Annotated in this window: 15 protein-coding genes; 13 read left to right on the forward strand and 2 right to left on the reverse strand. The window is 57.4% G+C overall.

The genetic code is table 11. The features are described from left to right. Position 1 precedes the first annotated feature (1 nt). On the forward strand, positions 2–973 hold the full coding sequence (locus tag C8273_RS05000; RefSeq protein WP_106626659.1) for a hypothetical protein: 972 nt from the start codon (positions 2–4) through the stop codon (positions 971–973). A gap of 247 nt (positions 974–1,220) precedes the next feature. Here the strand turns inward: C8273_RS05000 and C8273_RS12635 are convergent, their stop codons facing one another. Beyond that, positions 1,221–1,373, reverse strand: a complete 153-nt coding sequence (locus C8273_RS12635; protein ID WP_159060737.1) for a hypothetical protein — start codon at positions 1,371–1,373, stop codon at positions 1,221–1,223. A gap of 161 nt (positions 1,374–1,534) precedes the next feature. Then, positions 1,535–3,199, reverse strand: a complete 1,665-nt coding sequence (nadE, locus tag C8273_RS05010; protein WP_106626660.1) for an NAD(+) synthase — start codon at positions 3,197–3,199, stop codon at positions 1,535–1,537. Positions 3,200–3,277: 78 nt separating this feature from the next. On the opposite strand from nadE, the gene ybaK reads away from it, so the two are divergent. The 12 genes from ybaK (at position 3,278) to C8273_RS05075 (ending at position 15,519) form a co-directional block, all read left to right on the forward strand. Then, the gene (gene ybaK, locus C8273_RS05015; protein WP_106626661.1) at positions 3,278–3,763 is read left to right on the forward strand and encodes a Cys-tRNA(Pro) deacylase; all 486 of its coding nucleotides are present in this window, start codon (positions 3,278–3,280) and stop codon (positions 3,761–3,763) included. A 63-nt stretch (positions 3,764–3,826) separates the two neighbouring features. Further along, positions 3,827–5,317 carry a threonine synthase gene (gene thrC / locus C8273_RS05020; RefSeq protein WP_199821001.1) on the forward strand — a complete coding sequence of 497 codons (1,491 nt, stop codon included), beginning with the start codon at positions 3,827–3,829 and terminating at the stop codon, positions 5,315–5,317. 158 nt (positions 5,318–5,475) lie between these two features. Next, on the forward strand, positions 5,476–7,095 hold the full coding sequence (gene pckA / locus C8273_RS05025) for a phosphoenolpyruvate carboxykinase (ATP) (RefSeq protein ID WP_106626663.1): 1,620 nt from the start codon (positions 5,476–5,478) through the stop codon (positions 7,093–7,095). Between the two features lie 69 nt (positions 7,096–7,164). Next, positions 7,165–9,231: an ATP-dependent DNA helicase RecG gene (gene recG, locus C8273_RS05030; RefSeq protein ID WP_106626664.1), complete on the forward strand. Its 2,067-nt coding sequence runs from the start codon at positions 7,165–7,167 to the stop codon at positions 9,229–9,231. Between the two features lie 66 nt (positions 9,232–9,297). After that, complete coding sequence (locus tag C8273_RS05035; RefSeq protein ID WP_106626665.1) at positions 9,298–9,492, forward strand: type II toxin-antitoxin system HicA family toxin; 195 nt, start codon at positions 9,298–9,300, stop codon at positions 9,490–9,492. Between the two features lie 10 nt (positions 9,493–9,502). Further along, positions 9,503–9,919 carry a type II toxin-antitoxin system HicB family antitoxin gene (locus tag C8273_RS05040; protein WP_106626666.1) on the forward strand — a complete coding sequence of 139 codons (417 nt, stop codon included), beginning with the start codon at positions 9,503–9,505 and terminating at the stop codon, positions 9,917–9,919. Positions 9,920–10,000: 81 nt separating this feature from the next. Continuing rightward, entirely contained in the window at positions 10,001–10,789 is a 789-nt protein-coding gene (dapB, locus tag C8273_RS05045; RefSeq protein ID WP_106626667.1) for a 4-hydroxy-tetrahydrodipicolinate reductase, read from the forward strand. A 10-nt stretch (positions 10,790–10,799) separates the two neighbouring features. Further along, complete coding sequence (locus tag C8273_RS05050) at positions 10,800–11,831, forward strand: aspartate-semialdehyde dehydrogenase (protein WP_106626668.1); 1,032 nt, start codon at positions 10,800–10,802, stop codon at positions 11,829–11,831. A gap of 420 nt (positions 11,832–12,251) precedes the next feature. Then, complete coding sequence (mraZ, locus tag C8273_RS05060; RefSeq protein WP_106626670.1) at positions 12,252–12,695, forward strand: division/cell wall cluster transcriptional repressor MraZ; 444 nt, start codon at positions 12,252–12,254, stop codon at positions 12,693–12,695. Next, positions 12,692–13,627, forward strand: coding sequence for a 16S rRNA (cytosine(1402)-N(4))-methyltransferase RsmH (gene rsmH, locus C8273_RS05065; protein ID WP_106626671.1), 936 nt, complete (start codon positions 12,692–12,694; stop codon positions 13,625–13,627). Before mraZ ends, rsmH begins: the two co-directional genes overlap by 4 nt. Before the next feature lie 33 nt (positions 13,628–13,660). Beyond that, positions 13,661–14,029: a cell division protein FtsL gene (locus C8273_RS05070; protein ID WP_106626672.1), complete on the forward strand. Its 369-nt coding sequence runs from the start codon at positions 13,661–13,663 to the stop codon at positions 14,027–14,029. A 5-nt stretch (positions 14,030–14,034) separates the two neighbouring features. Then, positions 14,035–15,519, forward strand: coding sequence for a UDP-N-acetylmuramoyl-L-alanyl-D-glutamate--2,6-diaminopimelate ligase (locus C8273_RS05075; RefSeq protein WP_106626673.1), 1,485 nt, complete (start codon positions 14,035–14,037; stop codon positions 15,517–15,519).

Raw genomic sequence — 15,519 nt, forward strand, 5'->3', positions numbered from 1 at the left:
AATGAGACATCCAATCGCGATGATGAAGACCTGCACGGCGGCGCTGCTGTTTGCCGCCCTATTCCTGCTGGCTCAGGTGGAGCCTGCCTCCGCCGCGCTCTATAACGGGGACATCGGGGAGACGCGCTTTACGAGCTCGCGTTGGGGCGATTTTCAGAGCAGTACCTATATCCTCAAGCGCTACGCGAAACCGAACGGCGAGAGCGGCGGCGGACTTGTCCTCGTGACGCCGGAGCCCGAACAGGGCACCTATGAAATCGTCGACCCGACGCAGGAGGCAGGCCGATGGAACCGGTCGTTTGACTACGACGAGAAAACAGGCGTGCTCACCCTCTACGATGATGGGGGCCCCATCGAGCGGTGGACAATTTTATCATGGAAGGGGTGGGAGCCGGGCGATGTGCGGGTAGAGCAGCTCATCCCCGAGAACAGCGCCTATGACGCGATCTATGAGTGGCAGGAAGACCGCAGCGCCCATGTTGCCTATATCCAGGGTATCGGGGAAAGGACCCTGCCTGAGTATATCTTGAATGTAATAAGGATGTTCGATAGCATGAAGGACCTCCTCGACCAAGGAGAATCGTGGGTGCTCGGCGGTGATGCCAATGGCGAGTATATCTCATTCGTCGTGCGCAAGACGAAAAAGCAGGCGAGCGCCCCGCAGGCAAGCCCCGCCGTTCCCGCGCGCTACATGGTCATCAACGCAAATGACAGCTCGGAATGGATCGCGTTCAGCTACGATACTGCGACAGGGATATTTACCATGTATGAGCCTGAGTTTGAATATGGTGAAAAACCATATTCGCACCGTCGATTCCTCTCAGGCGGCAGATTGGAAGTACAAGATATTGGTTATGAGGCTCAAACCGGCATTTGGACGAAGGGCGGTTACGGCTACTATTGGGATGGGTCTAACCACATTGCGCCTTACGTTACCGAAGGCATGGAACTCTTCCTGCAAAAGATACGCTGACGCAGGGGCGCAGCCTGCACCGATGAAAGGCGCAGCAGGGTGTTGACGCAGGGACGGAAACGCTCTACAATAAGCACAGAAAAGGTACTGCCGGCAGACGATCAGTGCCCCTATATGTTTTAGGAATTAACCGCCACACGTCAGGGACGAGGGGCGGTTAATTTCTTGTTAAGAGAACCGCTAGAATAACGAGGAGTAACAAACTCAAACTTCGCAGATGAATAATCTGCTGTAACCCTTGAAATATCTATCGTCTTGGCAAATAAAACAGCATGAGCGACATCCATTGCTCGCTCCCCTGACTCAGGCGGATCGCATCAACGTGCTCATCCTCGACGATTCCATCTGCCATCGCGCCCGTTCCAAGAAGGTGGAGCTTCTCGCCCGTCTCTACGACCAACTACGAAAATGTGCATAAAGAGAGTATTTTCATTGGCATAAAGTCCGTGTTTTCAAGGTCTGTGGAACGTTTTTGATGTGCGAAGTTTGAGTCAATAAAATTTTTGTAAATGAAAGGCGTCCCTGCACGAATACACAGGGACGCCCATATGTTTCAAAAAATTATTTCCCGAGCAGCTTTGCCTTCAGTGCGCGATAACGAATTGTCTCATACGCACCAATCTGAGACTCGGGATGGTCGCTGCCGTACGCGCGCCCGCTGACAGACAGCAGCGGCGGCGACTGGATGCGCTTGGCGACCGCCATGCCCGTATAGAGTCCCCACCAACGCTCCAGGTCGGAGATAAAGTCTGCCGCCGTGGGGAAATATTCTGCGACAAGACCGTTCGCACAGCCGATGAACTTCTCAAGGTCGCCGTCCGCATAATGCGTGAGGATATCCTCAGGGATGCAGTTCTCCTCGGCAAAGGCACGGAAGAGGTAATCATGATAGAGGTAGCGGATGGGATCGCCCTTGCCCTCGTCCACGTTCTGCGCATCGGACAGCTCCGCGCTCGGCACGATGTCGATGATGCCCTGCGGAATGACTTCGCGTCCGTAGACGGTATCATTCAGATAGCGTGCGAGATCATAGACCTGATACTTCCAGAGGTCGGCGAGCGCGGAGAGGAAGCCCGCCTGATCGCCGTAGAGGGTCGCGTAGCCGACGGTGGACTCTGCCTTGTTCGCGTTGCAGGTAAAGCCTGCGCCCCATGCGGCGGCGACGGTGGCGAGGACGCGCCCGCTGCGGTCACGCGCCTGCATATTCTCACGGACAAACGAGGAAATCGTGAGATGTTCGCCCTTCGCCGCCGCTTTTCCCATGATGGGCACTTCGGTCAGCTGCGTGACGGTATGTGCGACGCTCTCTTCGATGGGGACGATTGTGTGGCGGCAGCCAAGATTTTCGGCGAGCTGCGCCGCAAGCCCTTTTGTTGTCGCGGAGTTGAAGCGGCTCGGCATATTGACCAGCAGGACGTTTTCTGCGCCGATCGCGTCCACGTAGAGGGCGGCGGCGACGGCGGAGTCAATGCCGCCCGAGATGCCGATGACAACGCGCTCCATGCGGATGCGTGCGAGGAATTTCTGCACGGCGTAGCGCAGCATACGATGAATCGGTGCAATCGGCGCTTCTGCCGTCTGTGGCAGAGGGGCGGGCATCTGCTCCGTGTCGACGAGCGTGATGCTCTCCTGATAGGCGGGGGAGATGAGGACGCGCTCGCCGTTCGCGTTGAATACATGTGCTCTGCCGGGGAATGTGTATACGGTCTTGCCCTTGTCCTGAAGTCCAAGCGTATTGATGTAGAAGATGTTTTTGTGCTTTTCGCGTGCCGTCTTGGCAAGGGTGGATGCGCCAAAGCAAATGGGGAAGGGACTCGCATCTGCGGCGAGGATGATGTTCTCGCCGGACAGTTCATAGAGCAGCGGGGCAAAGTGATTCCCCGTGCCGTGCAGCGGCGTGCGCATGACTTCCGTGAGTACACCGTCCCGTGCTTCGACGAGCGTGCGGCAAACGCCTGTGCAACTGTCTGCCTGTGCAGCGTTGCCAAAGACCACGGTGACACCCTCTGCCGCTGCGGCAATCTCCTCGGCATAAGCGGCGCAGTCGCGCAGGAATGCGGGCTGTTTCCACACGCCGCCGAGGAAGAGACCCGAGAGACTGAGTGCGGGGAAGAGGACAAGCTCCGCGCCTGCTGCCTTTGCCTCCGCGATCTTTGCGCGCATCGCTGCGGCGTTGCGGTCGGGGCGTCCCGGAACGACTTCCATGGATATGAGTGCAATTTTCATAATGATGCTTCCTTCCCAAATGCAATAGCGTTTGATTTTTATTCCATCTCAATGGTATAATCCAAGGTGGTGAGTAATATGACGAAGAAGAAAACGCCAAAGACAAATGCGGCACGTATGTTGGATCGCCTCGGCATTCCCTATGAGCTTTTGACCTATCCCGTCGATGAGCGTGATCTTTCGGCGGCGCATGTGGCGGAGGTGACCGGCATCCCCTTGGAGCGCATCTACAAGACGCTTGTTGTGCGCGGCGACCGCACGGGCGTCTTTATGGCGGTCGTTCCAGGGGCGGGGGAACTGGATCTCAAGGCTGCGGCGGCTGCAAGCGGCAACAAGCGCGCAGAGATGGTTCATTTGAAGGAGGTCTTTGACCTCACGGGCTATGTGCGCGGCGGCTGCTCGCCGCTTGGTGCAAAGAAGCCGTATCCCGTCTACTGCGACGAGAGTATCCTGCATCATGAGCACGTGTGCGTGAGTGCGGGGCGACGCGGGGAACAGCTCTCCCTTGCGCCCGCTGACCTCATCCGTGCGGCGGCGGCGACAGCAGTACCACTTGTGCGTTGATCTGCCGTTTTTGCGTACGGATATTAGTATAGCACAGAAGAATCCCCATGCCCAAATGAAAGGATGTATACAATGAATTATTTCAGCACGCGCGGCGCGACGGAACGCGTTTCCTCGGCGGAGGCAATTCTCAAGGGGCTTGCCTCGGATGGCGGTCTCTATGTGCCCGCGGCATTTCCGCAGGTCTCGCTCTCGGAGATCGAGGCGCTTGCACCCCTCTCATACGAGGAACGTGCTGAGCGTATTCTCCGCCTCTTTCTTACGGATTATACGGAGGAGGAACTGCAGGGCTGTGTCAGCCGCGCCTACAGTCATACGTTTGACGATGTGCGGCGCGCGCCCGTTCGGACGGTTGGGGAACTTGAGGTGCTCGAACTCTGGCACGGCCCGACGAGCGCGTTCAAGGATATGGCACTGCAGCTCCTGCCGCAGCTGATGAGTACGGCGCGGAAAAAGACGGGGGAGCAGGATACCATTCTCATTCTTGTTGCGACTTCGGGCGATACCGGGAAAGCTGCACTCGAAGGCTTCGCCGATGCCGATGGCATCCGCATCATGGTGTTCTACCCCGATGGCGGTGTCAGCCCGATTCAGCGACTGCAGATGGTGACGCAGACGGGCGCAAATGTCTCCGTTGTAGCGGTGCGCGGGAACTTCGACGATGCGCAGCGCGGCGTGAAGGAGATCTTCGGCGATGCGGCGATGGCAGCGGAGCTTGCTGCGCTCCATACGAAGCTCTCGTCGGCGAACTCGATCAACTGGGGACGTCTCGTGCCGCAGATCGTCTACTACTTCAGCGCATACGCTGATCTTCTTGCGGAGGGAAAAATTGCGGCGGGCGATGCGGTGAACTTCACCGTGCCGACGGGGAACTTCGGCAACATCCTCGCAGGTTACTATGCAAAGCGCATGGGGCTGCCCGTCGGGAAGCTCGTCTGTGCCTCGAATGCGAACAATGTGCTGACGGACTTTCTGCAGACGGGCATCTATGACCGTGCGCGCGACTTCTATCAGACGCTGTCACCGTCGATGGACATTCTCGTCTCAAGCAATCTTGAACGACTGCTCTATCATCTGACCGAGGACAAGGCACAGGTTGCCGCGTGGATGAAGGAGCTCGCTGTGGCAGGAAAATATGATGCAAGTGCGCTTCTCCCCAAACTAAAGGACGTGTTCTGGGCGGCATGTGCGGACGACGCGGCAACGGAGGAGGAGATCCGTACGGTGTACGGACGCACGGGCTATACGCTTGATACACATACGGCGGTTGCCTATCGTGCGGCGGAAGGCTATCGGAGCGAGACGGGGGACACGCGCCCGATGATTGTCCTCTCGACGGCAAGTCCGTATAAATTCGCCGCGAGTGTGCTTCATGCGCTTGGTGCGCAGACGGCGGGATCGGACGCGTTCACGCAGATGACGCTCTTGCAGGAGAGGAGCAGGATGGCTGTTCCCACGCGCCTTGCCGCCCTGCATGATGCGAAGGTACTCCACGAGGGGGGCTGCGAAAAGACCGGCATGGCGGAGATGGTTCTGGCGTTTGCCCGTACATAAGAAAAAATAAGTAAACAATAAATTTTTTTCATAACAAAGAAGGATTCTTGCATTATGTGGAGAATTTTCACAAAGTACGATCATTGGGTATGATACCGAGGCGGATTTCGCCCCGCATCAAGTACAACCAAAAGATATTTTGGGGAAAGAGGTACATTATGGCAACGATTGATCTGACACAGTACGGTATTACGGGAACAACGGAAATTGTTCACAATCCGAGCTACGACCAGCTGTTCCGCGAGGAGCTGCGCCCAGACCTGGAGGGGTACGAGCGCGGTCAGGTGACGGAGATGAAGGATGCCGTCAACGTCATGACGGGCATCTATACGGGACGTTCCCCGAAGGACAAGTACATCGTCGATGATGAGACTTCACACGATACGGTCTGGTGGACATCCGACGAGTACAAGAACGACAACCACCGTGCAACGCAGAAGGCGTGGAACGCTGTACGCGATATCGCCATTCGCGAGCTGTGCAACAAGCGCCTCTTTGTCGTGGATGCGTTCTGCGGTGCGAACGTCAATACGCGCATGGCGGTGCGCTTCATCGTGGAGGTGCCGTGGCAGGCACATTTCGTCACGAATATGTTCATCCGCCCGACGGAAGCAGAACTGAAGGATTTCAAGCCGGACTTTGTGGTCTACAATGCTGCAAAGGCGCGCGTCATGCACTTCGGCGATCTCGGACTCAACTCCGAGACGGCGGTCATGTTCAACCTCACGAGCCGTGAGCAGGTCATCGTCAACACGTGGTACGGCGGCGAGATGAAGAAGGGCATCTTCTCGATGATGAACTATTATCTCCCGCTCAAGGGCATCGCCTCCATGCACTGCTCCGCAAATACGGACAAGCAGGGGCAGAACACGACGCTGTTCTTTGGTCTCTCGGGTACGGGCAAGACGACGCTCTCGACCGACAGCGCACGTCTCCTCATTGGCGACGACGAGCACGGCTGGGACGACGAGGGTGTCTTCAACTACGAGGGCGGCTGCTACGCGAAGGTCATCAACCTCGACCCTGAGGCTGAGCCGGATATCTATCAGGCGATCCGCCGCAACGCGCTGCTTGAGAACGTTACGGTCGATCTCGCCGGTCATGTAGACTTTGCGGATAAGAGCGTGACGGAGAATACGCGCGTCTCGTATCCGATCAATCACATTGAGAATATTGTGCTCGGTCATGTCGCGGAAAAGTCCGCAGGTCCGCATGCAAAGCACGTCATCTTCCTTTCGGCGGATGCGTTCGGCGTTCTGCCGCCGGTTTCGATCCTGACGCCGGAGCAGACGAAGTACTACTTCCTCTCGGGCTTTACCTCGAAGCTCGCGGGCACGGAGCGCGGCATCACGGAGCCGACCCCGACGTTCTCGGCGTGCTTTGGTCAGGCGTTCCTCGAACTGCATCCGACGAAGTATGCGGAGGAGCTGGTTCGCAAGATGGAGGAGCACGGCTCGCGTGCCTATCTCGTGAACACGGGCTGGAACGGCACCGGAAAGCGCATCTCCATTCAGGATACGCGCGGCATCATCCACGCGATTCAGGACGGTTCGATCGACAGCGCCCCGACGAAGAAGATTCCGTATTTTGACTTCGAGGTTCCGACGGAGCTGCCGGGGGTCGATCCGAAGATTCTCGATCCGCGCGACACGTATGCAAGCCGCATGGAGTGGGATGAGAAGGCAAAGGATCTTGCTGCACGCTTCATCAAGAACTTCAAGAAGTATGAGGGCAAAGAGGAGGGCAAGGCACTCGTTTCGGCGGGGCCGCAGCTCTAAACTGTATCTGTAGCACGGAGGAAGCTGCCGCTTATGCGGCAGCTTTTTTCATCATGGGGAGGAGGCGCGATGAATCTCTCGGACAGCATCAGCAAGGTGCGCGGCGTCGGCGTAAAGAAGGCGGCGGCGTTTATGCGCCTTGGCATTCAGACGGTGTACGATCTCCTGACCTACTACCCGCGTGCCTACGAGGATCAGAGCCGCACAACGCCGATAGCCCGGCTGCGTGCCGGTGAACGCGCGACGGTGCTCGGTGTCATTCAGTCGGTGACGGAAAAGCAGACGCGGCGGCGCGGCTTTACCGTGCTGACGGCACTGGTCGGCGATGGGACGGGCTATGTGCAGGCGCTTTGGTTCAACCAGCGCTTCCTGAAGGCGAAGCTGCGTGAGGGTCAGCGTATTTTCCTCACGGGTAAGGCGGAGTATGCCTATAACGGCGGCGGGCAGCTTGCCATTTCCAATATCTCGTCGTTTGAGATGCTCGGCGCACATGAAACGGTGGACGCACATCTTGGCATTCTGCCCATCTATGGAGCGACGGAGGGGCTGACGCAGAAGCAGCTGCGGCAGATGGTGGCGTATGCGCTTACGCAGGCGGAGGGGGAACTCTCAGAGACGCTGCCGCAGCGCATTCGCGAGGAGTATCGCCTCGTCGGGCGTGCGGCTGCGTTTCACCATATTCACTTTCCCAAACGGGAGGAGGAGCTGCGCGCGGCGCGGCGGCGGCTTGCGTTCGAGGAACTTTATCTCATCCAATGCGGTCTGCTCGCACTCAAGAAGCGCACGGCGGAGGAACAGGAGGGAATCGCGCATCGTGCGAATGGCGATCTTGTCGTGCAGGTGCTTGCAGCGCTGCCGTTTGATCTGACAGAGGATCAGAAAAAGGTGTGGAAGGAGATCGCACGCGATATGGAGTCGCCGCTCCCGATGCGCCGTCTCGTGCAGGGCGACGTTGGCTCAGGCAAGACGGCAATCGCCCTGCTCGCCCTTGTCAAGACGGTGGAAAGGGGCTGTCAGGGGGCGTTGATGGCACCGACGGAGATCCTTGCGCATCAGCATTACGACTACCTGTCGGGGCTGCTCACGCCGCTCGGCGTGCGCGTGGGCTTTCTCACGGGGCACCTCTCGAAGAAAGAGCGCACAGCGATGGCGGCGGCGCTTGCGGCGCATGAGGTGGATATTGTTGTCGGCACGCACGCGCTGATTCAGGAGTACGTCGGGTTTGATGCACTCGGGCTGGTGGTGACGGACGAACAGCACCGCTTCGGCGTTGCACAGCGCTCGGCACTTGAGAAAAAGAGTGCCGTGACGCCCGATGTGCTTGTCATGACGGCGACGCCGATCCCGCGTACGATGACGCTCACGGTCTACGGCGATCTCGATGTCTCGCGCATTGAGAATATGCCGCCGGGACGCAGACCCATTCGTACATTCCTGCGCGATGAGACAGCGCGCGAAAAAATTTATGCCTTTGTTCGCAAAGAAATTGAGAGTGGACGGCAGGCGTATGTCGTCTGCCCGCTGATTGAGGCAAGTGAGGAGGGCGATCTGCCGTCGGTGGAGGAGGTTTACGAGGAACTTGCGCACGGCATCTTTCACGGCATTTCCTGCGGACTGCTGCACGGGCGCATGAAGTCCGCAGAAAAAGAGGCGGTGATGGAGGGCTTCTATGCGAACAAGATCAAGCTGCTCGTCTCGACGACGGTGATTGAGGTCGGTGTGAACGTGCCGAACGCGAGCATTCTTGTCGTGGAGCATGCGGAGCGCTTTGGGCTTGCGCAGCTGCATCAGCTGCGCGGGCGCGTCGGACGCGGCTCTCATGCCTCTTACTGTATTTTGATCGCGGGACGCAGTGCCTCCTCGCAGGAACGACTGCAGATCATTGAACGGACAAACGACGGCTTTCAGCTCGCCGAAGAGGATCTGCGCCTGAGAGGGCCGGGACAGTTCTTTGGAGCGATGCAGCATGGTCTCGGCGACCTGAGGATTGCGGATGTGCTCGCCGACATGGATCTCCTGCTGCTCGCACGCCGCGCAGCACTTGCCACAGTGGACGACCCCGTCCAGTTCTCCTTCGTACTGCCCACGCTTATGCGTCAGTATCGAGAGCAATTTGAGCATATACGGGAGGTTTGAATTGACATGAAACGATTTTGTTGATACGTAGTAAAGTACGTGGTAATATAGAGGCGGAGGATGGATATGAAAAGTTACTCTTCAAGAGATATCCTCAGAATGCTTCTGGCGGATGGATGGGTTGAGGTCAACTGTGTTGGAGATCATCATCAGTTCAAGCACCCAACGAAGCCTGGAAAGGTGACGCTCCGGCATCCAGTCAAGGATATGGGGGTTCGCGATTTGAAGAGCATTGAGAGACAGTCGGGATTAACTTTTTAAGGAGGACAGCATGTTTCCAGATTTTTATCGTTATCCTGCCATTTTCAGCTATGAAAAAGATGGTGTGCATATCGTGTTTCCTGATCTGCCCGGATGTATTACCTTTGGGCAAGACGAAGAAGAGGCTGTACGTATGGCTCGTGAGGCACTTACACTTCATCTTTACGGAATGGAGCAGGACGCAGAGGAGATTCCAAGCCCCTCGTCTATGAAGACCTTGGCAGAGCAGGAGGACTTACAGAAGAACGAGATGTTCATGTTAGTGGAGGCGTTTATGCCTGCGTTTCGGGAGAAACAGAGCAAGCGCTTTGTCAAGAAAACCCTGTCTGTGCCCTACTGGATGAACGTTGAGGCGGAGCGGATCGGACTGAACTTCTCCCAGACACTGCAAAATGCGATTATGCAGAAACTGGAACTTGCTAAGTGATGTTCCTCTGGTTGTATTCCTTGACATGCGGGGATTCTCTGGGCTAGAATAACGGCATACTGAGATAATGGAGGGATTGCCTTGACAAAGGTTTTGGTAAGTGGCGCTGCGGGACGCATGGGACGCGCGGTGCTGAAAGCCGTGTTGGATGATGCGGATCTGGAACTCGTCGGCGCGGTTGACATTGTGGGCGGCGCGGATGCGGGCGAACTTGCAGGGGCGGCGGCAAACGGCGTCCTTGTTGAGACTGATCTGGCGGCAGCGCTCACGCGTCTGCAGCCGGATGTAATGATTGACTTTACGCGCCCCAATGTGGTCTACGGAAACGTCTTGACGGCACTCGCACACAAGGTTTCGCCCGTCGTCGGAACGACGGGACTCACAGAGGAGCAGAAGGCGGCGATCAAGGCGGCGGCGGACGAGAACGAGACTCCTGCATTCATCGCACCTAATTTTGCCATTGGTGCTGTCCTCATGATGCTCATGAGCCGTATGGCGGCAAAATATATGCCGGATGTGGAAATCATTGAGCTTCACCATGACAATAAGCTGGACGCACCCTCGGGTACGGCTGTGCAGACGGCGGCCATGATCGCTGAGGTGCGTGCCCCGCATGTGCAGGGGCATCCCGACGAGGAGGAGAAGATCGCAGGGGCGCGCGGTGCAGAGTATGAGGGAATGCGCATTCACAGCGTACGTCTGCCGGGCTATGTCGCACATCAGGAGGTCATCTTCGGCGGACTCGGACAGACGCTTTCAATCCGCCATGACTCGCTGAATCGCGAGTCCTTCATGCCGGGGGTTGTGCTCGCGGCAAAGAAGGTGCGCGGACTTACGTCGCTCACGGTCGGACTGGATAAATTGCTGTAAGGAGTACATTATGAAGAAATATCGTGTTGCCATCCTTGGCGCAACGGGTGCCGTCGGGCAGGAATTCCTGAATCTCATTGAGGAGAGGCGGTTCCCGTTCTCGGAACTGCGTCTGCTCGCGTCCAGTCGCTCGGCGGGCAAAAAGATTGCCTTCATGGGTAAGGAGTATACCGTACAGGAGACGACCCCCGATTCGTTCGAGGGCATCGACATTGCGCTCTTTGCGGGCGGTGCGGCGAGCAAGGAGTTTGCCCCCCACGCCGTGAAGGCGGGTGCCGTCGTCATTGACAATTCGAGCGCGTTCCGCATGGATCCGGAGGTGCCGCTCGTCGTGCCCGAGGTCAACCCCGAGGCGATCAAGAAGCACAAGGGCATCATTGCGAACCCGAACTGCTCGACCATCATCATGGTCATGGGGCTGAAGCCGCTCTACGATCTCGCGAAGATCCGCCGCATCGTCGTTTCGACCTATCAGGCGGTCTCCGGCGCAGGCAAGGAAGGCATGACAGAGCTCGAACATCAGGTCGCTGCGCTCTCCTCGGGGAAGGATGCCGAGGCGAATGTGCTGCCCGTCGGCAAGCTGCCAAAGCACTATCAGATCGCGTTCAACCTCATTCCGCAGATCGATGTCTTCATGGACAACCTCTACACGAAAGAGGAGATGAAGATGATCGATGAGACGAAGAAGATCATGGAGGATGACAGCCTGCGCATCACGGCGACCACGGTACGCGTGCCCGTCTACCGCAGCCATGCCGAGTCTGTCAATGTCGAGTTCGAGCGTGAGGTCTCGCTCGATGCGGCGCGCAAGGCGCTTGCGGCATTCCCGGGCGTGATCCTGCGTGACAATCCGTCGGAGCAGGAATACCCGATGCCGCTTTTCACCTCGGGCAAGACCGATGTCGAGATCGGCCGCCTGCGCCGCGATGAGTCGACGGAGAACGCGCTGAATTTCTGGATCTGCGGCGATCAGATCCGCAAGGGTGCGGCGCTCAACGCGCTCCAGATTGCGGAGTACATGATCGCACACGAACTCATCTGAACAGCACAGATTAGGGAAGCACTGATAAATTCAGCACCATCATCTTGACGCATCTTTTTTGCCCGCACTTCGGCGGAAAATCCTCCACAGAGCACCACTCTGCGTCCGGTTTTCCGCCTTGTTCGGACGAAAAAATCTACGCCAATCTGACAGACTTCATTTTATCAACGATTCCTTAGGGACTTACTTCCACATAGGAGGTAAGTCCTTTTTTTGTGCATTCATGGACGTGCAGCATCCTCTTCCTGCCCTTTCGTTTCGCGGAGTGAAGGGCTTTTTTAGTCTGTTATGAGAGGAAATGGGAATGCTTGTTTTCTTGATAAAAAAGGGTATTTTTGCTATAACTGTTAAAGAAAGTGGCGGATTGTGGTGGGTTGTGCCACATAATGGAGGATCGGTTCTGAAGGGTGGTGCGGCGAGATGTTCATGGGGGAATACACCCACAGCATTGATGCCAAAGGCCGCGTCATTCTGCCTGCCGACTTCCGACAAGAACTCGGCGTTTCCTTTATCATCACGAAGGGACTCGACGGCAGTCTCTTTCTCTTCCCGCAGGCAGCGTGGGATGAGTTCGCCGCAAAGCTGCGGACTCTCTCGATTGCCGATCCAAATGCACGCGCCTTTGCCCGCTTCTTCATCGCGGGGGCAAGGACGCTCGAATGCGACAAGCAGGGGCGCTTTCTCGTGCCGGCAAATCTGCGCACCTACGCGAATATCGGCCTCAAGCAGGATGTTATCCTCACGGGTGCAGATACGCGCATTGAGGTGTGGGACAAGGAGAAGTGGCTGCGCTATGCGGGTGAGGTTGACCCGAATATCACGGAGATCTCAACGCAGCTTGCGGGCTATGGGATTACGATATGAGCGACTTTCATCACATCAGCGTTCTGCCAGATGAGACACTGGAAGCACTGTGCATTCAGCCGAACGGGATCTATGTGGACTGCACGCTCGGCGGTGCGGGACATGCGGGGCGCATCGCGGCTATGCTGTCTCCTGCGGGGCGCCTGATCGGCATTGATCAGGACGAGACTGCGATTGCAGCAGCGTCCGAGCGGCTCACGGATGTCTCGTGTAAGGTCACGCTCGTGCGAGACAACTTTCGCCATCTGCGGGATATTCTCGCGCACGAGGGGCTTTCGGCGGTAGACGGTATTCTCTTCGATCTCGGCATCTCGTCGCCCCAGATCGATACGGCGGAGCGGGGGTTCTCCTATATGCAGGACGCGCCGCTCGATATGCGCATGGACAGACGCCGTGCGCGGAGTGCCTATACCGTTGTCAACGCGTACACGGCGGCGCAGCTTGCAGGGATTTTCTACACTTATGGTGAGGAACGCTGGGCAAAGCGGATTGCCGCATTCATCGAAGCGGCACGAAAGTCTCGCCCCATTGAGACAACGGGGCAGCTCGTTGCCGTCATTGATCGTGCTGTGCCCAAGGCGGTGCGCGCAAAGGGTGGACACCCCGCAAAGCGCGTCTTTCAGGCAATCCGTATTGAGGTCAACGAGGAGCTGACTATTCTTGCCGATGCAGTCAAGGATGCCGTGCATGCGCTTCGTGTGGGCGGACGGCTTGCCGTGATCACATTTCACTCGCTGGAAGACCGCATTGTCAAGCAGACGCTGCGGGATCTTGCACGCGACTGTATCTGTCCGCCGCAGACGCCGGTCTGCATCTGCGGACACGCGCCCGAAGTGCGGCTCATTGGCAAGGCACGCGCGGCAAGCAGTACCGAATGTGCCGCGAATCCGCGTGCAAAGAGCGCGAAGCTGCGCGTAGCAGAGAAATTATAGGAGATCATTCATCAACGAAGGAGGTGAGGGCGTATGCCGGCACGGAAACTGTATACTTACGAATACGAGGCAGAGACACTGCCCTCACAGCCGCTGGAACCGCCAAAGGAGCCGCTGATTCGGCGAGAGATCAATACGAATCTGCGCAACTGTCTGCGCGCCATCTTTTTCCTCATCGCATGCGGCGCCATGGTCGTGACGCTGCTCGGCGGCATCGGCGCGAGGAACGGCTATATTCTGCTCGAAACGCAGCAGGATGCCGAGCAGCTTGAGCAGGAGAACGAACGCCTCAAGATTGAGATTGCACAGCTGAAATCGCCCGCACGCATCGAGGCAATCGCGGTCGATGAGCTTGGAATGCGGGTGCCGCAGAATATGTATTTTTCGCATGAAGGGGAATGAGGGGCATGACGAAGCGATTGAAGGAACTCGCTGATCTTCTGCCGGGTGCGCGCCTTGAGGGCAGTGACGCCGTGATTACGAGCGTTGAGCGGGACTCGCGGCGGGTGCAGGAGGGAGCACTCTTTGCCTGTATCACGGGTGCTCATGTGGATGCGCACAGCTTTATACCGGATGTGGCGCGGGCTGGTGCCCGCGCTATTTTGACGGAGCGGGAGAGGGTGGAGGTGCCTGCAGGCATCTCCGTTCTTCATGTATCCAATCTCCAAGAGGCGTTGGATGTGATCGTGCCGTATTTCTATGACTACCCCGCACGCAGCATGCGTGTCATCGGCATTACGGGGACAAACGGCAAGACGACAACGAGCTATCTCACGCGTGCAATTCTGCGCCATGCAGGAAAACGTGTCGGGCTGATTGGAACGATCCAGGTCATGATGGAGGATGAGGTCTTTCCTACATCGAATACGACCCCTGATGTCATTGTGATGCAGCAGCTGCTTGCGGAGATGCGCACACGAGGGATGGACACCGTCATCATGGAGGTCTCCTCGCATGCGCTCGATCAGGGACGTGTCGCGGGCATCGAGTTCGATACGGCAGTCTTTACGAATCTGACGCAGGATCACCTCGACTACCATAAGACCATGGAGAACTACGCACGGGCAAAGGCACGCCTCTTCGACCTCGTGTCGGCTGAGGGGACGAAGGCGGGCAAGACGGCTGTTCTCAATGCGGATGATGCGGCAAGTGAGATCATGCGCGCGCATACACACTGTCCCATCATTGCATACGGTGTGGAAAACAGTGCGGCATTGATGGCGCAGGATGTGCATCTCGCACAGGATGGCATGGAGCTGACACTCGTTCATGACGGCGCGGTATTTTCTCGTCTGCACATTGGCATCACGGGGCTGTTCAACGTCTATAATGTGCTTGCGGCGACTGGTGCTGCACTTGCGGAGGGGCTGCCCGCTTCCGATATTGTGGCGGCGCTCAGTGCGTTCACGGGCGTTCCGGGACGATTTGAACTCGTGCGCGCGGGACAGAAATTCTCCGTCATCGTGGACTATGCCCATACACCGGACGGTATGGAAAATGTGCTGCGCACGGCACGTGCTGTGACGCGCGGACGCATCATCGCCGTCTTTGGCTGCGGCGGTGATCGTGACCGGACGAAGCGTCCGATCATGGGGCGGATTGGGGCGGAGCTTTCGGACATTGTTGTTCTCACCTCCGACAATCCGCGTACGGAGGATCCGGCAGCGATTGTGGACGAGGTCGAGGTTGGCGTTCTGCCTGTGATTGGCGATAAGCCGTATGAGAAAATTGTGGATCGCCGCACGGCGATCTTCCATGCGGTAGGGACGGCACGCGCAGGCGATACGGTCGTCATTCTCGGCAAGGGACATGAAACGTATCAGATCCTAAAGGATGGGACGATTCATTTCGATGATCGTGAGACGGCGCGTGAAGCGATTAGGGGGCTGTAG

Source organism: Candidatus Centipeda massiliensis (genome assembly GCF_900290285.1).
In the GTDB taxonomy this organism is placed as follows: Bacteria; Bacillota; Negativicutes; order Selenomonadales; family Selenomonadaceae; genus Centipeda; species Centipeda massiliensis.